General features: G+C 48.3%; 14 protein-coding genes and 2 tRNA genes. 14 read left to right on the top strand and 2 right to left on the bottom strand.

Annotation, left to right across the window (positions count from 1 at the left end; translation table 11 throughout):
* The first annotated feature begins 41 nt into the window (after nucleotides 1-41).
* The 6 genes from JXR92_RS01140 (at nucleotide 42) to JXR92_RS01115 (ending at nucleotide 7,589) form a co-directional block, all read left to right on the top strand.
* Nucleotides 42-890 (top strand): peptidylprolyl isomerase, encoded by an 849-nt coding sequence (locus JXR92_RS01140; RefSeq protein ID WP_138344872.1) that lies wholly within the window; start codon nucleotides 42-44, stop codon nucleotides 888-890.
* 10 nt (nucleotides 891-900) lie between these two features.
* Nucleotides 901-2,268 carry a peptidylprolyl isomerase gene (locus tag JXR92_RS01135; RefSeq protein WP_117600775.1) on the top strand — a complete coding sequence of 456 codons (1,368 nt, stop codon included), beginning with the start codon at nucleotides 901-903 and terminating at the stop codon, nucleotides 2,266-2,268.
* Between the two features lie 25 nt (nucleotides 2,269-2,293).
* Complete coding sequence (locus tag JXR92_RS01130; protein WP_138344874.1) at nucleotides 2,294-4,015, top strand: OstA-like protein; 1,722 nt, start codon at nucleotides 2,294-2,296, stop codon at nucleotides 4,013-4,015.
* A gap of 4 nt (nucleotides 4,016-4,019) precedes the next feature.
* Entirely contained in the window at nucleotides 4,020-4,310 is a 291-nt protein-coding gene (locus JXR92_RS01125; RefSeq protein WP_016274449.1) for a hypothetical protein, read from the top strand.
* 39 nt (nucleotides 4,311-4,349) lie between these two features.
* Nucleotides 4,350-6,266 (top strand): DNA mismatch repair endonuclease MutL, encoded by a 1,917-nt coding sequence (gene mutL / locus JXR92_RS01120; RefSeq protein WP_117600777.1) that lies wholly within the window; start codon nucleotides 4,350-4,352, stop codon nucleotides 6,264-6,266.
* Between the two features lie 129 nt (nucleotides 6,267-6,395).
* Nucleotides 6,396-7,589: an OmpA family protein gene (locus JXR92_RS01115; protein WP_035458168.1), complete on the top strand. Its 1,194-nt coding sequence runs from the start codon at nucleotides 6,396-6,398 to the stop codon at nucleotides 7,587-7,589.
* 107 nt (nucleotides 7,590-7,696) lie between these two features.
* On the opposite strand, the gene trpS is transcribed toward JXR92_RS01115, so the two are convergent.
* Together trpS and JXR92_RS01105 are read right to left on the bottom strand one after the other, a co-directional pair.
* The gene (gene trpS, locus JXR92_RS01110) at nucleotides 7,697-8,791 is read right to left on the bottom strand and encodes a tryptophan--tRNA ligase (RefSeq protein WP_138344876.1); all 1,095 of its coding nucleotides are present in this window, start codon (nucleotides 8,789-8,791) and stop codon (nucleotides 7,697-7,699) included.
* Nucleotides 8,792-8,865: 74 nt separating this feature from the next.
* Nucleotides 8,866-9,510 carry an HU family DNA-binding protein gene (locus JXR92_RS01105; RefSeq protein WP_117600779.1) on the bottom strand — a complete coding sequence of 215 codons (645 nt, stop codon included), beginning with the start codon at nucleotides 9,508-9,510 and terminating at the stop codon, nucleotides 8,866-8,868.
* 641 nt (nucleotides 9,511-10,151) lie between these two features.
* Between JXR92_RS01105 and carB the strand changes: the two genes are divergently transcribed.
* The 8 genes from carB (at nucleotide 10,152) to JXR92_RS01065 (ending at nucleotide 19,562) form a co-directional block, all read left to right on the top strand.
* Nucleotides 10,152-13,379 carry a carbamoyl-phosphate synthase (glutamine-hydrolyzing) large subunit gene (gene carB, locus JXR92_RS01100; protein ID WP_117600781.1) on the top strand — a complete coding sequence of 1,076 codons (3,228 nt, stop codon included), beginning with the start codon at nucleotides 10,152-10,154 and terminating at the stop codon, nucleotides 13,377-13,379.
* Nucleotides 13,380-13,507: 128 nt separating this feature from the next.
* Entirely contained in the window at nucleotides 13,508-14,068 is a 561-nt protein-coding gene (locus JXR92_RS01095; protein ID WP_016274434.1) for a sugar O-acetyltransferase, read from the top strand.
* Between the two features lie 130 nt (nucleotides 14,069-14,198).
* A tRNA-Val gene (locus JXR92_RS01090) sits at nucleotides 14,199-14,273 on the top strand.
* A gap of 31 nt (nucleotides 14,274-14,304) precedes the next feature.
* Nucleotides 14,305-14,379: transfer RNA gene (locus tag JXR92_RS01085), tRNA-Val, on the top strand.
* Nucleotides 14,380-14,537: 158 nt separating this feature from the next.
* Nucleotides 14,538-15,884, top strand: a complete 1,347-nt coding sequence (purB, locus tag JXR92_RS01080) for an adenylosuccinate lyase (protein WP_138344878.1) — start codon at nucleotides 14,538-14,540, stop codon at nucleotides 15,882-15,884.
* Between the two features lie 137 nt (nucleotides 15,885-16,021).
* Nucleotides 16,022-17,488: a pseudouridine synthase gene (locus JXR92_RS01075; protein ID WP_138344880.1), complete on the top strand. Its 1,467-nt coding sequence runs from the start codon at nucleotides 16,022-16,024 to the stop codon at nucleotides 17,486-17,488.
* A 27-nt stretch (nucleotides 17,489-17,515) separates the two neighbouring features.
* Entirely contained in the window at nucleotides 17,516-18,919 is a 1,404-nt protein-coding gene (asnS, locus tag JXR92_RS01070; RefSeq protein ID WP_098032870.1) for an asparagine--tRNA ligase, read from the top strand.
* A 151-nt stretch (nucleotides 18,920-19,070) separates the two neighbouring features.
* Nucleotides 19,071-19,562, top strand: a complete 492-nt coding sequence (locus tag JXR92_RS01065) for a DUF4488 domain-containing protein (protein WP_035450126.1) — start codon at nucleotides 19,071-19,073, stop codon at nucleotides 19,560-19,562.
* Nucleotides 19,563-19,617: the final 55 nt, after the last annotated feature.

The raw sequence follows: 19,617 nt of genomic DNA, 5'->3' as shown, positions 1-19,617 counted from the left end.
ACTATCTTCGTACCTCAAAACGAAGTAAATATCAGTTGGTGATGCGAACAACCTGCTTTGGGCTTTTAATTTTCCTTCTCTGTGCGGCGTGCAGCGAGCGGCACGACCATAAAGGGCGGACACCGTTAGTGGAGTTGGACGGCAATTTCCTTTACCGGGAAGATTTGCAATCGGTACTTCCGACCGGTTTGTCCAAAGACGACAGTCTGTTGTTTGCAGAACATTATATCCGTAATTGGGTGGAAGATATTTTGTTGTACGATAAAGCGCAGAGCAATATTCCCAATAACGGTGAGATTGATAAACTTGTGGAGAATTATCGCAAAGCATTGATAATGCATACCTATCAGCAGGCTTTAATACATCAGCGACTATCAGAGGAGATTTCAGAACAAGACTTGACGGAGTATTACGAGAAGAATCAGGCGCTCTTCAAAGTGGAACGTCCGTTGATGAAAGGCTTGTTCATCAAAGTTCCTTTGACAGCCCCACAGCTGGGCAATGTTCGTCGCTGGTACAAGATGGAAACCCGTGAGGCGGTGGAACATCTGGAAAAGTACAGTCTGCAGAATGCTGTGAAGTATGAGTATTTTTATGATAAATGGGTGCAGGTATCGGAAGTACTGGATATGCTGCCCTTGAAGGTTTCTGATGTGGACGAGTATCTGGACAAGAATCGCCATGTAGAGCTGAAGGATACAGCTTTCCATTATTTCCTGAATGTGAGCGATTATCGCCCGGTGGGAGAGCAGGAACCCTATGAGTTTGCCCGTAGGCAAGTGAAGGATATGCTGCTGAACGTGAAGCAGGTGGAATTCATGAAGCAAGTGAAGGATGATTTGTACCAACGGGCGGTGAAAAGAGACAAGATTAAATATTATTTAGAATAAGACACCAAGAATGAAACAGTGTATGAACTTTAAGTTTGTAATTTTATTTGCCTTGACGCTATTAGTCGGTTCTACCGTTTATGGACAAGACAACGTGATTGACGAGGTAGTGTGGGTAGTAGGTGACGAGGCTATACTGAAGTCCGAAGTGGAAGAGGCACGCATGAGTGCATTGTATGAAGGACGTAAATTTGACCGTGACCCTTATTGCGTGATACCTGAGGAGATAGCCGTGCAGAAACTGTATCTTCATCAGGCTGCCCTCGACAGTATCGAAGTATCCGAGAGTGAGGTTATCCAGCGTGTGGACTATATGACGAATATGTATATCGCCAATATCGGTTCGCGCGAGAAAATGGAGGAATACTTCAACAAGACTTCCAGCCAGATTCGTGAAACGCTGCGCGAGAATGCCCGTGAAGGATTGAAGGTTCAGAAGATGCAGCAGAAACTGGTGGGCGAGATTAAGATAACTCCGGCCGAGGTGCGCCGTTACTTCAAGGATTTGCCGCAGGACAGCATTCCTTATATCCCTACCCAGGTGGAGGTGCAGATTATCACTCAGCAGCCTAAGGTCCCTTTGGAGGAAATAGAAGATGTAAAGAGACGTTTGCGTGAGTATACCGACCGTGTCAATAAGGGTGAAAGCTTTTCCATGTTGGCTCGTCTGTACTCTGAGGACCGTGGTTCGGCCATGCGTGGCGGTGAGATTGAATTCTCAGGACGCGGTATGCTGGACCCCGCTTATGCCAATGTGGCTTTCAACTTGCAAGACCCCAGCAAGGTTTCCAAGATTGTAGAGTCTGAATATGGTTTCCATATCATTCAGTTGATAGAGAAGCGCGGTGACCGTATTAAAACACGCCACATTCTGTTGAAACCGCATATTCCGGAAGAAGCTCTGGCTGCCGGTTGTGCCCGTTTGGACTCTATTGCTGATGATATCCGCAATAACAAATTCTCTTTTGAAGAGGCTGCCTCCGTGCTTTCGCAGGATAAGGATACGCGCAACAATCATGGTTTGTTGCCGAATCCTAATACGAACACTTCCCGTTTTGAGATGCAGGAACTTCCCCCTGAAATAGCCAAGGTGGTGGATAAGATGAAAGTGGGCGAAATCTCCGAAGCCTTCACCATGATTCCGCAAAAGACCGGAAAGGAAGAGTGCGTGATTGTGAAGCTGAAGAGCCGTACGATGGGACACAAGGCTACCATTGCCGATGACTATCAGAACTTGAAAGAGATTGTGTTGGAAAAACGCCGCGACGAAGTGCTGGACAAGTGGATTCGTGAGAAGCAGAAGCACACGTATGTCCGTATCAAGGATAATTGGAAGAATAACTGTACGTTCAAGTATCCGGGCTGGATTAAAGAATAATCCGGAAGGATTTACATAGATTTGTATGCAAAAGAAGAATACAAAAAATCATTTCCTGAACAAGCATAGATACCTCCTGGTAGGTATTCTATGCTTGTTTGGCATCTGTCTGCTGAGTGCGCAGGACAAGAAGAAGAGTACTGGTGCACCGGAGAAGAAGAAAGTGGACTCAATTGAACAGAAAAAGACGGAGACGCCGGAAAAGAAGAAGACGCGCGTCGATTTGTTGTACGCAGATGAGGCGCAGGCGGACAAACAGTTGCGTCCTGATGTGCAGGTACTCATCGGCTCGGTGAGGATGAAGCATGACAGTATGTACATGTTCTGTGACAGTGCGCTGATATTCGAAAAGATAAATTCTGTGGAGGCATTCGGCAATGTGCGTATGGAGCAGGGCGACACCTTGTTTATCTATGGAGACTATCTGTATTATGACGGCATGTCGCAGTTGGCCATGCTGCGTGAGAATGTACGTATGATAAATCGTAATACGGTGCTGACAACTGACAGTTTGAACTATGACCGTCTGTACGATTTGGGCTATTACTTCGAAGGCGGTACGCTGACCGACGAGGATAATGTGCTGACTTCCGAGTGGGGAGAATATAGCCCTGCCACTAAGTTGGCTGTCTTCAACCACGACGTGAAGCTGGTCAACCCGAAGTTTGTTTTGACTTCGGATACCTTGAAGTATAGTACAGCTACTAAGATTGCCACAATTTTAGGACCCTCCGACATTGTGAGTGATCAAAATCATATTTATTCCGAACGTGGCGTGTACAATACGACTACTGAGCAGGCAGAACTGCTCGACCGTTCCGTACTGACTAACGAAGGCAAGAAACTGACCGGTGACAGCCTTTTCTACGACCGCATCTTGGGATACGGCGAGGCTTTTGACAATGTACAGATGAATGATACGGTCAACCGGAACATGTTGACTGGCGACTACTGTTTCTACAACGAACTGACCAGAAGCGCCGTTGCCACCAAACGTGCCGTAGCTGTCGACTATTCGCAGGGCGACAGTCTGTTCATGCACGGTGATACTTTGAGGCTGATTACCTACCATATGAATACCGATTCCATGTACCGGGAGATGCGTGCCTATCATAAGGTGCGTGCTTATCGCACGGATGTGCAGGCCGTATGCGATTCGTTGGTGTATAATTCCAAGGACTCTTGCATGACGATGTATACCGACCCTATTTTGTGGCACGGGGAACAGCAGTTGTTGGGCGAGGAAATTAAAATTTACATGAACGATAGTACCATCGACTGGGCGCATATCATCAACCAGGCCCTGACGGTAGAGAAAAAGGACAGTATTCACTATAACCAAGTTTCCGGTAAGGAGATGAAGGCTTTCTTCATAGATGGAGACATGCGTCTGGTGGAGGTAAACGGCAATGTACTGGTGGTGTATTATCCGGTAGAGGAGAAGGACAGTTCGCTGATTATGATGAACTATTCGGAAGGCGGACTTTTGAAAATGTACTTGAAGGAGAGAAGGATGGAGCGCGGAGTCTTTGTTGGAAAGACTACCGGTACAGCCTATCCTCTGGACCAGATTCCACCAGATAAGAGCAAGCTGCCTTCTTTTGTCTGGTTCGACTACATCCGTCCGCTCAACAAGGAGGATATCTTCGAGTGGAGGGCTAAAAAAGCAGGTGAAGTATTGAAGAAAAGTGACCGGAAACCTGTAACTTCGCCAAGGAATATGCATATTAAACGAAATAATAAGTAGCGTCATGGGAATGTTTGCAATGCGGAAGCCTCGTGGCTTCAATCATAGCTATATCTATGTGGATGAGCGGAAAGAGAAGTTGGCGAAGATGGAAGAAAACGCCAAGCGTGACCTGGGTATGCTGCCGGAAAAGGAATTCTCGCCCGAGGATATACGGGGCAAATTCATAGAAGGAACAACTCACTTGAAGCGGCGCAAGGAGAGCGGACGTAAGCCGATGCATTTGGGCATAATCCTTGTTGTCATGGCTGTGTTGATTTATCTGTGGTATGCCATCAGTAACGGAATCATTTAATAATGATTAATCATTAATCCCTAATCATTAAACATTATCATGAGCGATATCATTCATTTGCTGCCCGATTCGGTTGCCAATCAGATTGCTGCCGGAGAGGTGATTCAGCGTCCGGCATCTGTTGTGAAAGAATTGGTGGAAAATGCAATTGATGCCGAAGCAGAGGAAATACATGTGCTGATTACCGATGCGGGCAAGACCTGCATCCAGGTGATTGATGACGGGAAGGGTATGTCCGAAACGGATGCGCGCCTTTCTTTTGAACGTCATGCGACTTCAAAGATACGCGAAGCTGCCGATTTGTTTGCCCTACGCACCATGGGCTTCCGTGGAGAAGCGTTGGCTTCCATTGCTGCGGTAGCTGAAGTGGAGTTGAAAACACGCCCAGCCAGCGAGGAGCTGGGGACGCGACTGTTGATTGCCGGCTCTAAAGTCGAGAGCCAGGAAGCCGTTTCCTGCCCTAAGGGAAGCAATTTTTCCATCAAGAACCTATTCTTCAATATTCCTGCCCGGCGTAAATTCCTGAAAGCCAACTCTACGGAGTTGAGCAATATCCTTACGGAATTCGAGCGTATAGCGCTGGTGCATCCTGAGGTAGCCTTCTATCTGTATAGTAATGATACGGAATTGTTCAATCTTCCGGTAATGCCTTTGCGGCAACGCATCATGGCAGTTTTCGGAAAGAAACTGAATCAGCAGTTGCTGTCCGTAGACGTTAATACGACGATGATAAAGATTTCCGGTTTTGTTGCCAAGCCGGAAACCTCGCGCAAGAAAGGAGCGCACCAATACTTTTTTGTGAACGGGCGTTATATGCGTCACCCCTATTTTCACAAAGCAGTGATGGACGCTTATGAGCATCTGATTCCTGCCGGTGAGCAAATCTCCTACTTTATTTATTTCGAGGTAGACCCTGCCAATATCGATGTGAACATCCATCCGACGAAGACGGAGATTAAGTTCGAGAATGAGCAGGCTATCTGGCAGATTATATCGGCTGCGGTCAAGGAATCCTTAGGCAAGTTTAGCGCTATACCTACTATCGATTTTGATACCGAGGACATGCCGGATATTCCTGCATTCGAGCAGGCTCGTCCGATAGAGCCTCCGAAGGTACACTATAACACGGATTTCAATCCCTTCAAGACGTCTTCCACTTCTTCCTATGGAGGCGGTGGCAATTATTCGCGCCCCAAGGTGGAGTGGGAGGGGCTTTATTCCGGTTTGGAAAAGGCTAGCAGGATGAACGAGCCGATGGCGGAAGAGCCTTTTGTAGAGGATACGGTTACCGGTACGGCTCCAAGAGAGGAGGAGAGGGTTTCTTATTTTCAGGAAACGGTTCCTTCCGAGGCAAGCGCCTCTTTCTACGGCAATGAGGCAACGGTAGAGAAAGGAGCGCAACACTTTCAGTTCAAGGGGCGTTTTATTCTGACTTCCGTTAAATCGGGTCTGATGCTGATAGACCAGCACCGTGCGCATGTCCGGGTATTGTTCGACCGCTATATGAGTCAGATTCGACAGAAACAAGGGGTATCGCAGGGGGTATTGTTTCCAGAGATTATCCAGTTGCCGGCTTCGGAAGCTGCCGTGCTGGACGGTATATTGGAAGATTTGTCGGCCGTAGGCTTCGATTTGAGTCCGCTGGGTGGCGGCAGCTATGCCATCAACGGCATACCTTCGGGCATAGAGGGATTGAACCCGGTAGAATTGGTCCGGAATATGGTACATACTGCTATGGAAAAAGGGAATGACGTTAAGGAAGAGGTACAGACAATTCTTGCATCGACTTTGGCGCGTGCTGCGGCCATCGTTTATGGACAAGTGCTGAGCAACGAGGAAATGTCCAATCTCGTGGACAATCTGTTTGCATGCCCATCCCCGAATTATACTCCGGACGGAAAGACGGTGCTGGCGACCATTAAAGAAGACGACATAGAAAAGCTTTTCTCCAAATAAGGAAGAGTGCTTTCTTTGGCATCAAGGCAAAAAAAGTACAAATATTCAGAACCTTTTAGTTCTGTTGGCGTTAATTAGACAGTTTGAATGATAAAGAGTTTAATTAACCACTTAACTATTTTAAGGTATATGAAAAAGATTCTAATGTTACTGGCTTTGGCCGGGGTGTCTTCTGTTGCCATGGCGCAGCAAAAGACTGAAGTTGTGGAAGAGTTTGGTGTTATCCAGGTCCAGGATAAATATCAGGTAATCACTAATCCGTTCTGGAGTAATTGGTTTTTCTCTATAGGCGGTGGTGCCGAAGCAACTTTTGGAGATAATGATAAGGCAGGAAGTTTTGGCAAGCGTATCAGTCCGACGCTGAATTTTGCCATCGGCAAATGGTTCACCCCGGGACTGGGAGTACGTCTGCAATATAGCGGCCTTCAGGCAAGAGGATATACGTATGATGCAGGTGCTGACTACGTGAAAGGCACTCAGATGGATGACGGCTACTACAAACAGCGTTTCGACTATATGAATCTGCACGGAGATGTGATGTTCAATCTGAATGCGCTGTTTGGAGGATACAACCAGCACCGCGTATATGAGATCATTCCTTATGTAGGTGCGGGGTTCACTCACAACTACACAAAGCCTCATCGCGAAGCTTTGTCCGTAAACGCAGGTATCATCAATCGCTTCCGTATTTCGAATGCGATAGATATTAACCTGGAGCTGAGCGCAATGGGCGTTGAAGATAAGTTCGATGGCGAAGTTGGCGGCGATCATGGATATGATGGCGTGCTGAGTGCAACAGTAGGGTTGACATACCGTTTCCCCGCCCGTGGATTCCGTCGCCCGATGCCTCAGTTGATTTCTCAGGTAGAGCTGGCTGCCATGCAGGCACAGCTTGCAGAGATGGGAGCTGCCAACCAGCAGCTGCAGAATGCACTGGTTGCCGCACAGAACCAGCCGGTGGCCGAAGTTACAGAAACGGAAGTGATTGTTCCCGATCCGGACATTGCACCGCGTACCGTATTCTTCAAGATTGGCTCTGCAGAAGTTTCTCCGCGTGAAGCAATGAACTTGTCTTATCTGGCAGATCAGATGAAGCAATTCCCGAACGCCACTTACACCGTAAACGGATATGCTGACTCTGCAACCGGTACACCGGCATTCAACAAAGAGTTGAGTTTAAAGCGTGCACAAGCCGTGGTCGATGTATTGGTAAAACAATACGGAATTCCTGCTGACCGCCTGAAGGTGGATGCCGGTGGTGGTGTCGACAAGTTCGGACAACCGATTCTGAACCGTGTAGTGTTGGTGAAATCAGCCAACTAGGAGACGGGATAAAAGAAACAAGCTACAAGTTACTAGCTACAAAAGACGAGGGGCATGCGTTACCGTGACGCATGCCCCTTTTCTTAATTAACTTATGTGTTCTTCCCTTATTCCCCTCTAAATTTCTTTATTTGCTCTGCAATCAGTTCCGCGTCGTCAAAGTAGTTTATCTTCATAGCCTTGCGTACATCATCCAAAGTTGCGGCGGCAGTTTCCCTGGCAGTTTCGCAACCTTTCTTCAGCATGTCGTAGATGGCAGGGATGTCTTTTTCAAACTCCTTGCGGCGGTTGCGGATAGGCTCCAGTGTCTCTTGCATAATTTCGTTGAGGAACTTCTTCACTTTCATATCGCCCAGACCGCCACGCTGATAGTGGGCTTTCAGTTCGTCCAGATTCGGATATTCGGGCAGATAAAGACTAAAGTGTTCCGGACGGCAGAAAGCATCCAGGTAAGTGAATACGGTGTTGCCTTCCAATTTTCCGGGGTCTTGCACACGCAGGTGGTCGGGGTCGGTATACATGCTCTTCACTTTCTTCTGCACTTCGTCGGCAGAGTCCGAAAGATAGATACAGTTGCCGAGGCTCTTGCTCATCTTGGCTTTGCCGTCCGTTCCCGGCAGGCGCAGGCAGGCTGCATTGTCAGGTAACAGGATTTCCGGTTCCACAAGGGTTTCACCATATATATAGTTGAAACGGCGTACGATTTCACGAGCTTGTTCAATCATCGGTTCCTGGTCTTCGCCCACGGGCACGGTGGTGGCGCGGAAAGCGGTGATGTCCGCTGCCTGGCTGATGGGGTAGGTGAAGAAGCCTACGGGGATGCTTGTCTCGAAGTTACGCATCTGGATTTCGGTCTTTACCGTCGGGTTGCGTTGCAGGCGGCTCACGGTCACCAGGTCCATGTAGTAGAAGGTCAGCTCGCAGAGTTCCGGTATCTGGGATTGGATGAAGATGGTGCTCTTCGTCGGGTCCAGTCCGCAAGCCAGGTAGTCCAGTGCCACCTCGATGACGTTCTGGCGCACCTTTTCTGGATTCTCCATATTGTCCGTCAGCGCTTGTGCGTCGGCGATGAAGACGAAGGTCTTGTCGTACAAGCCGGAGTTTTGCAGTTCCACTCTTCTTCTCAATGAGCCTACATAGTGTCCTATGTGCAGGCGTCCTGTGGGGCGGTCGCCCGTAAGGATGATTTTTTCTTTTGCCATATTATGTATTTTTTAGTTTCTTCATTGTATAAAAGCCATTAGGGCTGGCAAAGATACCTATAATTATCGAAACCTCAAGGGATGACGCTTTCTTTCCTTTTCACGTACACCTTATGGCTTCCGATGCCGCTTGTATCGATTCCGCTGCCGGGAGTGTGGGCCCATTTACGCAGTTCCACAGTGGCGGTGGAGCGGACGAGTCCGGTCAGTTGCCGGTAGATGCTGACAGTAAGGAAGGCGTGTTTGTCCAGATACTGATGCGCCAGAGCCAGACGTTGTTCGGGGGTGTATTTCTTCGACGAGTGTGCGGGTTTCCAGGAGGCACGTTCCAGTTCGCACCAATGGTTGGTTTCTCTAATCAAGGCTTTATCCGTGCGGAAGTTCACGCCACTTACGTAGATGCTCCGTGCGTTTCGCTTCGTGGTGCTTTCTTGGGGCTGTTCGCGTTCCTTGTCGGGGTAGATGGACAGTGCGGGGGTAAATACGCCCAATCCTTCTATCTTCACCGAGCGTCCCATTCCCATTTCGTGGGCCAGGGCTTCGCCCAACTCGCAGATGATTCCTTCGGTTACGCCTTTCGAGAATCCCGAGGTCATGGCGATGTATTCCGCCAGTTCGCGCGTGCTGGTCTGTCCGGTCATCACCATCTTGGGGTAGGTGATCGGTTCGCCCGTGCCTTGCAAGTCGGGCATTTCTTTCATTTGGTAGCGTGTGGTCATTGTTGCGTTCTCCTTTCTTTTCTTTCCTTCGTTGCAAAGTCCTTTTCCCTGCGGAGCAAAGTTCTTTTGGTGGCGGAGAAATCTTAGAATAAAGCCTTTATTCCAAGGAATAGAAATTTTATTTTTAAGAATAAAGGCTTTGTTTGTAGAAACAGAATCCTTGTTCTATTTTTGTATAGGCACAAAGGTAAGTTTCCGTGGCGAGAAAAGCAAGTTTTGGTGGGGAGAATCTTCATATTTATCTGCAAATGCCTTTACTGAGGTATAGTCTTTCTTTTTTATATGGAATCGCATTTTTCGGAAAAAGATTTCGGTTGCGGGTGGCGGTCGTTCTTCTATTATGGAGGATGACGTTTCTTTTATGCAAAAAAACATGCCACAATTTGCTCTTTTCGTAAATAAGTCGTTACTTTGCACAAATTTTAAAGAGACTATGCAATCGCAGGAAATGAGAAGCAAATATAACCTCCGTTCGAATGAATTTCATTCGGGAGCCGTCAGTTTCTCTTTTTTCGAGAAAGATATTTTTAGTTCTTTGGTAATGCGTTAATCCTTTATTGGGTGACGCATTTTTTTTGTGAAATAGCTACAACTCGTAGTTCGTAGCTTGTAACTCGTAACTTAATAGACAACAAGAGAATATGGAAAAGAATTTAAAGAAAGTGCTTGTCTTGGGTTCTGGTGCGCTCAAGATTGGTCAGGCCGGAGAGTTTGACTATTCCGGTTCGCAGGCGCTGAAGGCGTTGCGCGAAGAAGGTATCGGTTCTGTTTTGGTAAACCCGAACATTGCTACTATCCAGACATCGGAAGGTATCGCCGATCAAGTTTATTTCTTGCCGGTAACTCCTTATTTCGTGGAAGAAATCATCAAGAAAGAACGTCCCGACGGCATTTTGCTGGCATTCGGCGGACAGACGGCGCTGAACTGCGGTACGGAACTCTACCAGAACGGAATTCTTCAGAAATATGGCGTGCGCGTGCTGGGTACCTCCGTTGAGGCGATTATGTACACCGAAGACCGTGACCTCTTTGTGAAGAAGCTGGACGAGATTCCGATGAAGACTCCGAAGAGCCACGCTGTGGAGAGCATGGAAGACGCACTGAAGGCAGCCCGCGAGATTGGCTACCCCGTGATGGTGCGCTCGGCTTATGCTCTGGGCGGACTGGGAAGCGGTATTTGTCCGGACGAGGAAGCCTTCATTAAATTGGCCGAAAGCTCTTTCACTTTCTCCAAGCAGATTCTGGTAGAAGAGTCTCTGAAGGGTTGGAAGGAAATTGAATTTGAGGTAATCCGCGATGCCAACGACCACTGCTTCACGGTGGCAAGCATGGAAAACTTCGACCCGCTGGGTATTCATACGGGTGAGTCCATCGTAGTGGCTCCCACTTGCTCATTGACCGACGAGCAGGTGAAAATGTTGCAGGAACTCTCCACCAAATGTATCCGCCACCTGGGCATCGTGGGTGAATGTAACATCCAGTATGCGTTCAACGCCGAGACAAACGACTATCGTGTCATCGAGGTGAACGCACGTCTCTCCCGTTCTTCCGCATTGGCTTCCAAGGCTACCGGTTATCCGCTGGCATTCGTGGCTGCCAAGATTGCTTTGGGCTATACGCTCGACCAGATTGGCGAGATGGGAACTCCCAACTCTGCATATGCCGCTCCGCAGCTGGATTACTTGATTTGCAAGATTCCGCGTTGGGACTTGACGAAGTTCGTAGGTGTCAGCCGCGAAATCGGTTCGAGCATGAAGTCCGTGGGTGAAATTATGTCCATCGGTCGCTCTTTCGAAGAAATCATTCAGAAAGGTCTGCGTATGATTGGTCAGGGAATGCACGGCTTCGTGGGTAATGAAGACGTGGAATTCGAGGACCTGGATTATGAACTGTCGCACCCCACCGACCTGCGTGTCTTTGCTATTGCCGAGGCTTTGGAAAAGGGATATACCATCGACCGTATCTTCGAGCTGACCAAGATTGATCCCTGGTTCTTGGGCAAGCTGAAGAACATCGTAGACTACAAGCAGAAACTTTCTCAATATAATAAGGTAGAAGACATTCCTGCCGATGTGCTGCGCGAAGCAAAAGTGCTTGGCTTCTCCGACTTCCAGATTGCCCGCTTCGTACTGAATCCGCAAGGCAATATGGAGAAGGAAAACCTCGCCGTACGTGCCCGTCGTAAAGAGCTGGGCATCCTGCCTGCCGTGAAGCGCATCAATACGGTGGCTTCCGAACATCCGGAACTGACGAACTACCTCTACATGACATATGCCGTTCAGGGTTATGATGTGAACTATTATAAGAATGAAAAATCAGTGGTTGTGCTTGGTTCGGGCGCTTACCGCATCGGTTCGTCTGTAGAGTTCGACTGGTGTTCGGTGAACGCCATCCAGACTGCCCGCAAGCTGGGCTACAAGTCCATCATGATTAACTATAACCCCGAAACCGTTTCTACGGACTACGACATGTGCGACCGTCTCTACTTCGACGAGCTCTCCTTCGAGCGTGTGCTCGACGTTATCGACCTGGAGCAGCCGCGCGGTGTCATCGTCTCAGTGGGTGGACAGATTCCGAACAACCTGGCTATGAAGCTTCACCGCCAGTCAGTTCCCGTGCTGGGTACTTCACCCATCTCCATCGACCGTGCAGAAAACCGTAACAAGTTCTCCGCTATGCTCGACCAGCTGGGCATCGACCAGCCGGCTTGGCAGGAACTCACCAGCCTGGAAGATGTGAAAGGCTTTGTAGAGAAGGTGGGCTATCCGGTACTGGTGCGTCCGTCTTACGTACTCTCCGGTGCTGCGATGAACGTATGCTACGACGAAGAAGAGCTGGAAAACTTCTTGAAGATGGCTGCCGAAGTATCTAAGGAATATCCGGTTGTTGTATCCCAGTTCTTGCAGAACACCAAGGAAATCGAGTTCGACGCTGTTGCCCAAAACGGTGAAGTGGTGGAATACGCCATCTCCGAGCACGTAGAGTTTGCCGGTGTACACTCCGGTGACGCTACTCTGGTATTCCCGGCACAGAAGATTTACTTTGCAACGGCACGCCGCATTAAAAAAATCAGCCGCCAGATTGCAAAGGAACTCAATATCTCCGGTCCTTTCAACATCCAGTTCCTGGCTCGCAACAACGAGGTGAAGGTTATCGAGTGTAACCTCCGTGCATCGCGCAGCTTCCCGTTCGTATCGAAGGTGCTGAAGCGCAACTTCATCGAGACTGCTACCCGCATCATGCTCGACGCTCCTTATACACAACCGGACAAGTCGGCATTCGACATCGACCGCATCGGTGTAAAGGCAAGCCAGTTCTCCTTCTCCCGTCTGCACAAGGCAGACCCGGTGTTGGGTGTAGACATGTCATCTACCGGTGAGGTGGGCTGCATTGGCGATGATTTCTCCGAAGCGTTGCTGAATGCCATGATTGCTACCGGATTCAGAATCCCTCGTCCCGAGAAGGGCGTGATGTTCTCCTCCGGAGCCATGAAGTCCAAGGTAGATTTGCTGGATGCCAGCCGCATGCTCTTTGCCAAAGGCTATAAGATTTATGCTACGGCAGGTACAGCCGCTTTCCTCAACGCTCACGGCGTGACGACGGAGGCCGTTTACTGGCCGGATGAACGCCCGGATGCGGAAAACAACGTGATGACGATGATTGCCGACCATGCCTTCGACTTGATTGTCAACATCCCGAAGAACCATACGAAACGTGAGCTGACCAATGGCTACAAGATTCGTCGCGGCGCCATCGACCACAATATCCCGTTGATTACCAATGCCCGCCTCGCAAGTGCCTTTATCGAGGCATTCTGCGAAATGAATCTGGAAGGTATCCAGATTAAGAGCTGGCAGGAGTACAAATAATTTGTTTGCTCTGTAAACGATTGCAGGAGCGGAAAGCCGAAAGGTTTTCCGCTCTTTTGTTATACAGGGTTTATTTCCCTATCTTTGTTCGGGGCTGAGTCTCTGTATGAATCAAAAGAAGAAACAATATGAATGAAGTGGAAAAAATGCGTAGCTCCCAGTTGGCGGACATGTCCGTTCCGGAGATACAAGTGAAGTTTGAGCATGCCAAGCGCTTGCTGGCAAAGATGCGTGTGATGAGTACTTACGATGAGGATTACCGGAGCTTGTTGGAGGAACTGGTACCGGGTATTCCCGCCACGTCCGTCATCTGTCCGCCGTTCCATTGCGACCACGGGGATGGTATCCGGCTGGGTGAGCATGTCTTTGTCAATGCCAATTGTACTTTCCTGGACGGAGGATATATCACGATTGGTGCCCATACGTTGGTCGGTCCATGCGTACAGATATACACTCCCCATCATCCGATGGATTATATCGAACGTCGTACGGAAAAGGAATATGCCTATCCGGTGACGATAGGAGAGGATTGCTGGATTGGCGGCGGTGCCATTTTGTGTCCGGGTGTCACCATCGGCGACCGTTGTATCATCGGTGCGGGTAGTGTGGTGACGAAAGATATTCCATCCGATAGCATAGCCGTTGGTAATCCGGCAAAGGTCATTCGGAAAAATGAGGCAAAAAAATGAACATGCTAAATGCTTGAGAAACAGAGTGTGTCGCTAAATGACTAAAAAAATATCGAAAAATATTATGCAAAAGTTTTGGTAATGTCAAAATAAGCTGTACCTTTGCATCGCTTTTGAAACGGAAGTGTACGGGCGTTTAGCTCAGCTGGTTCAGAGCATCTGCCTTACAAGCAGAGGGTCGGCGGTTCGAATCCGTCAACGCCCACACAAAATCCAAGCACTTTCGTTCGTCAAAAGGGCGTTTAGCTCAGCTGGTTCAGAGCATCTGCCTTACAAGCAGAGGGTCGGCGGTTCGAATCCGTCAACGCCCACTGGAAATTTTCATTCGAAGGTGGTCTTGCAAGTGATTGTGAGGCCATTTTTTTTATCCGTTAACTTCCTTTTCTTAAAATCTTTATCCTTTATGTCTTGTTACTCAGAAAAAAGCAGTAATTTTGCAGTCCGATAATTATCATCATAAATACGACGTATGAAACTTGATTTACTTACCGCAATCTCTCCGATTGACGGTCGATACAGAGGCAAAACGGATGTTTTGGCTGCCTATTTTTCAGAATTTGCACTGATTAAATACCGTGTACAAGTTGAGGTAGAATACTTTATCACGCTGTGTGAGCTGCCTTTGCCGCAACTGAAAGGGGTGGATAAGGGTGTTTTCGAAACCTTGAGAAATATTTACCGTAACTTCTCCGAAGCCGACGCACAACGCATCAAGGATATTGAGAGCGTGACGAACCATGATGTGAAGGCTGTGGAGTATTTCTTGAAAGAAGAGTTTGATAAGTTGGGTGGTATGGAGGACTATAAGGAATTCATCCATTTCGGCCTGACTTCACAAGATATCAATAACACGTCTGTTCCTTTGTCTGTAAAAGAGGCATTGGAGCAGGTGTACTATCCTCAAATAGAGGAACTGATAGCACAACTCCGTGTTTATGCGGAAGAGTGGGCCGCTATCCCCATGCTTGCCAAGACACACGGGCAACCGGCTTCGCCTACCCGTTTGGGTAAGGAGGTAATGGTGTTTGTCTACCGTCTGGAACGACAGCTGGCAACGCTGAAGGCTTGTCCGGTGACAGCAAAGTTCGGTGGCGCTACGGGTAATTACAATGCCCATCATGTGGCTTATCCGGAATATGACTGGAAGGCATTCGGCAATAAGTTCGTTTCCGAAAAACTTGGTTTGGAACGCGAGGAGTATACTACCCAGATATCCAATTACGATAATCTGTCTGCCATTTTTGATGCCATGAAGCGCATCAATACGGTGATGATTGATATGAACCGTGACTTCTGGCAATATATCTCTATGGAATATTTCAAGCAGAAGATTAAAGCCGGTGAGGTGGGCTCCAGCGCGATGCCGCACAAGGTGAACCCGATTGACTTTGAAAATGCGGAAGGAAACCTGGGTATGGCGAATGCTATTCTTGAGCACTTGGCGGTAAAACTGCCGGTTTCCCGTTTGCAGCGTGACTTGACGGACTCTACCGTGCTCCGCAATGTGGGTATGCCGTTCGGGCATATCATTATTGCCATACAAAGTTCTTTGAAGGGTTTGCGTAAGTTGCTGTTGAACGAACCGGCCATCTATCGTGACCTGGACAACTGCTGGAGCGTGGTGGCCGAGGCTATCCAGACCATTCTGCGCCGCGAGGCCTATCCGCATCCCTATGAAGCGTTGAAAGCGTTGACCCGTACCAATCAGGCCATTACGGAAGCGTCCATCAAGGAATTTATAGAAGGACTGAATGTGAGTGAAGAGATAAAGAAAGAATTGCGGGTGATTACCCCCCATACTTATACGGGAATTTAAGCAACCACAGAAGTGTGCCGGAGGAATTTCAACTTTTTAGTCCGGCAATTGTTATAGAAACATATAAAATTCAAGGTATAATAGAGACAATGAATGGCCGTGAGGCCAAGGTTTAATTTTATTCGAATAAAAAAACAATGAGTACAGAAAACGAAACTTGGCGTGATGCTTCTTCCTCAGAGGAGAACTCAGGTGCCGGCCGCGATGGTAACCAATTTAACAAGGAAGGTGGCTACAGCCGTCCGTCTTACAACCGTGATAATGGCGACCGTCCTTATCGCCCCAGATTTAACAGTGAAAACGGAGACCGCCCGCAGCGCCTTTATAACAGTGACCGTCCTTATCGCCCGCGCTTTAATCCTGGTGCGGACAATGGTGACCGTCCGCAGCGTCCTCGTTACAATAATGATAATGGCGACCGCCCTTATCGTCCGCGTTATAACAGCGAAGGCGGCGACCGTCCGCAACGTCCTTATGGAAACAATTCGGGGGACCGCCCTTACCGTCCGCGCTACAACAGCGAAGGTGGCGACCGTCCGCAACGCCCTTATAATAGTGACCGTCCGCAGCGCCCGCGTTATGGTAATGAAGGTGGTGACCGTCCGCAACGTCCTTATAACAGTGATCGTTCTTATAATACAGACCGTCCCTATCGTCCGCGCTATAACAGTGAAGATGGCGACCGTCTGCAGCGTCCTCGCTACAATAATGAGGGTGGTGATCGTCCTTATCGTCCACGCTTCAATTCGGGTGGTGGAAGGCCTGGCGGATATGGTAACAGAGATAGCTATAGTCGTCCTGTCCGTCGTTCGGCCGATTATGCCCCCAATGCTAAGTACAGCAAGAAGAAACAGATAGAGTATAAGGAGCAGTTTGTGGACCCGAACGAGCCTATCCGTCTGAACAAATTTCTGGCCAATGCCGGTGTTTGTTCCCGTCGCGAGGCTGATGAATTCATCACTGCCGGAGTTGTTTCTGTAAACGGAGAGGTCGTGACGGAATTGGGAACCAAGATTAAACGTGGTGATGAAGTGAAGTTCCACGACCAGACGGTCAGTATCGAACGTAAGATTTACGTCCTGCTGAACAAGCCGAAAGATACAGTGACTACTTCGGATGACCCCCAAGCACGTCGCACGGTGATGGATTTGGTGAAAGGCGCTTGCAATGAACGTATTTATCCGGTAGGTCGTCTGGACCGCAATACTACAGGTGTGTTGCTGCTGACAAATGATGGTGACTTGGCTTCCAAGCTGACGCATCCCAAGTATCTGAAGAAGAAAATATATCATGTGCATTTGGACAAGAATCTGACAAAAGCCGATATGGAGCAAATTGCGGCCGGTATTCAACTGGATGACGGAGAAATCCATGCAGATGCCATTAGCTATACGGATGACGTCAAGAAAGATGATGTCGGCATTGAAATTCACTCCGGTAAGAACCGTATCGTGCGTCGTATCTTCGAATCGCTGGGATACAAAGTGATGAAGCTGGACCGTGTATATTTTGCCGGTTTAACGAAGAAAGGCCTGCGCCGCGGCGAATGGCGTTACCTCACGGAGCAAGAGGTGAACTTCCTGCGCATGGGTTCTTTCGAGTAATATATAATAAGGTATAATAACTGTTTTATGGAAAAGATTAGTAGAACAAAGGTGGTTGACCTGCTGAAGCGTGAAGATTTTGGCGCTATGGTCAACGTGAAGGGCTGGGTTCGTACCCGCAGAGGTAGTAAGCAAGTAAACTTTATCGCGCTGAATGACGGTTCTACAATAAATAATGTGCAGATTGTAGTAGACTTGGGTAACTTCGATGAGGAGATGCTGAAAGAGATAACTACCGGTGCTTGTTTGAGTGTAAACGGGGTGCTGACGGAATCTGTCGGTTCCGGTCAGAAGGCCGAAGTGCAGGCCCGCGAGATCGAAGTGCTGGGAGCTTGCGATAACACGTATCCGTTGCAGAAGAAAGGTCATTCCATGGAGTTTCTCCGTGAGATAGCCCATCTGCGTCCCCGTACCAATACGTTCGGGGCGGTGTTTCGTATTCGTCACAACATGGCGATTGCCATCCATAAGTTCTTTCATGACAGAGGGTTCTTCTATTTTCATACTCCGATCATCACGGCTTCCGACTGCGAAGGCGCAGGCCAGATGTTCCAGGTAACTACAAAGAATCTGTATGACTTGAAGAAGGACGAGAATGGTTCCATTATTTACGATGATGACTTCTTTGGAAAGCAGGCCAGCCTGACGGTTTCCGGACAGTTGGAAGGCGAACTTGCCGCTACTGCATTGGGAGCCATCTATACATTCGGTCCTACGTTCCGTGCCGAGAATTCCAATACTCCCCGCCACTTGGCAGAGTTCTGGATGATTGAGCCGGAAGTGGCGTTCAATGATATTGCGGACAATATGGACCTGGCGGAAGACTTCATCAAGTATTGTGTGCAGTGGGCTTTGGACAACTGTGCCGACGATGTGAAGTTCCTCAATGACATGTTTGATAAGGGATTGATTGAACGTCTGCAAGGTGTCTTGAAAGAAAACTTCGTGCGCCTGCCCTATACGGAAGGTATCAAGATACTAGAAGAGGCTGTTGCCAAAGGACATAAGTTTGAATTCCCGGTGTACTGGGGAGTTGACTTGGCTTCCGAACACGAGCGCTATCTGGTGGAAGACCACTTCAAGCGTCCGGTTATCCTGACTGACTATCCGAAGGAAATCAAAGCGTTCTATATGAAGCAGAACGAAGACGGCAAGACCGTGCGTGCCATGGATGTGCTCTTCCCGAAGATTGGGGAAATCATTGGCGGTTCCGAACGTGAATCGGATTACAACAAGCTGATGACGCGTATTGACGAACTTCACATACCGATGAAGGATATGTGGTGGTATCTCGATACCCGCAAGTTCGGTACATGTCCCCACTCCGGATTTGGTTTGGGCTTTGAGCGTTTGTTGCTGTTCGTGACGGGCATGACGAATATTCGTGATGTTATACCGTTCCCACGTACGCCGCGTAACGCCGAGTTCTAGGTTTTGGAATATACAAACTGGATAAAATCATCCGCACAAACATTCTGTTGTTTGTGCGGTTTTTTTATATCTAAAAATGTTATAATCTCAAAATAAATCTTTATATTTGTGTCTAACGGAACGACATAACGTTAACCAACATCATACGAATATGAAACGGAACTATTTCTTTACCATGCTGGCAGCGGTGCTGCTTGCGGTAGCGGGAGCCAATGCGCAGGAGAGCGCAGAGTTTAGGCCTGCGGAACTGGCAGGAATTTGGCAGTTATGTCATTATGTGTCTGAAATCCCGGATGTTCCCGGGATATTGAAACCGAGTAACACCTTTAAAGTGCTGAGTGATGACGGCCGTATTGTCAATTTTACAATTATTCCAGGCAAAGATGCCATCATCACTGGATATGGGACTTATCAGCAGCTGACGGATAATTCCTATAAGGAAAGCATTGAGAAAAACATCCATTTGCCCATGTTGGACCATAAAGACAATATACTGGAGTTTGAAATAGGGGACGACGGGGTAATGTACCTGAAGTATTTTATAGCTAAGGACTTGAATGGTAATGAACTGAATACATGGTTCCATGAAACATGGAAGCGGGTGGGCATGCCTGCAAAATTCCCCGAAGACCTTGTCCGTTGATATTTCTTTCTCTTTCCCGTTTCTTTCTCATGCAGCTTTGAAAGCCTTCTATGAC

The sequence above is a fragment of the Bacteroides parvus genome, from assembly GCF_017309675.2.
Classification (GTDB): Bacteria; Bacteroidota; Bacteroidia; order Bacteroidales; family Bacteroidaceae; genus Bacteroides; species Bacteroides uniformis.
Note: the sequence above shows the minus strand (reverse complement) of the source record. Positions and strands in the feature narration are given on the sequence as shown.

Excerpts from the sequence above, each read along its gene's own strand:
- JXR92_RS01140 (WP_138344872.1), top strand. The coding sequence starts at position 42 with ATGCGAACAACCTGCTTTGGGCTTTTAATTTTCCTTCTCTGTGCGGCG.
- JXR92_RS01135 (WP_117600775.1), top strand. The coding sequence starts at position 901 with ATGAAACAGTGTATGAACTTTAAGTTTGTAATTTTATTTGCCTTGACG.
- JXR92_RS01130 (WP_138344874.1), top strand. The coding sequence starts at position 2,294 with ATGCAAAAGAAGAATACAAAAAATCATTTCCTGAACAAGCATAGATAC.
- JXR92_RS01125 (WP_016274449.1), top strand. The coding sequence starts at position 4,020 with ATGGGAATGTTTGCAATGCGGAAGCCTCGTGGCTTCAATCATAGCTAT.
- mutL (WP_117600777.1), top strand. The coding sequence starts at position 4,350 with ATGAGCGATATCATTCATTTGCTGCCCGATTCGGTTGCCAATCAGATT.
- JXR92_RS01115 (WP_035458168.1), top strand. The coding sequence starts at position 6,396 with ATGAAAAAGATTCTAATGTTACTGGCTTTGGCCGGGGTGTCTTCTGTT.
- trpS (WP_138344876.1), bottom strand. The coding sequence starts at position 8,791 with ATGGCAAAAGAAAAAATCATCCTTACGGGCGACCGCCCCACAGGACGC.
- JXR92_RS01105 (WP_117600779.1), bottom strand. The coding sequence starts at position 9,510 with ATGACCACACGCTACCAAATGAAAGAAATGCCCGACTTGCAAGGCACG.
- carB (WP_117600781.1), top strand. The coding sequence starts at position 10,152 with ATGGAAAAGAATTTAAAGAAAGTGCTTGTCTTGGGTTCTGGTGCGCTC.
- JXR92_RS01095 (WP_016274434.1), top strand. The coding sequence starts at position 13,508 with ATGAATGAAGTGGAAAAAATGCGTAGCTCCCAGTTGGCGGACATGTCC.
- purB (WP_138344878.1), top strand. The coding sequence starts at position 14,538 with ATGAAACTTGATTTACTTACCGCAATCTCTCCGATTGACGGTCGATAC.
- JXR92_RS01075 (WP_138344880.1), top strand. The coding sequence starts at position 16,022 with ATGAGTACAGAAAACGAAACTTGGCGTGATGCTTCTTCCTCAGAGGAG.
- asnS (WP_098032870.1), top strand. The coding sequence starts at position 17,516 with ATGGAAAAGATTAGTAGAACAAAGGTGGTTGACCTGCTGAAGCGTGAA.
- JXR92_RS01065 (WP_035450126.1), top strand. The coding sequence starts at position 19,071 with ATGAAACGGAACTATTTCTTTACCATGCTGGCAGCGGTGCTGCTTGCG.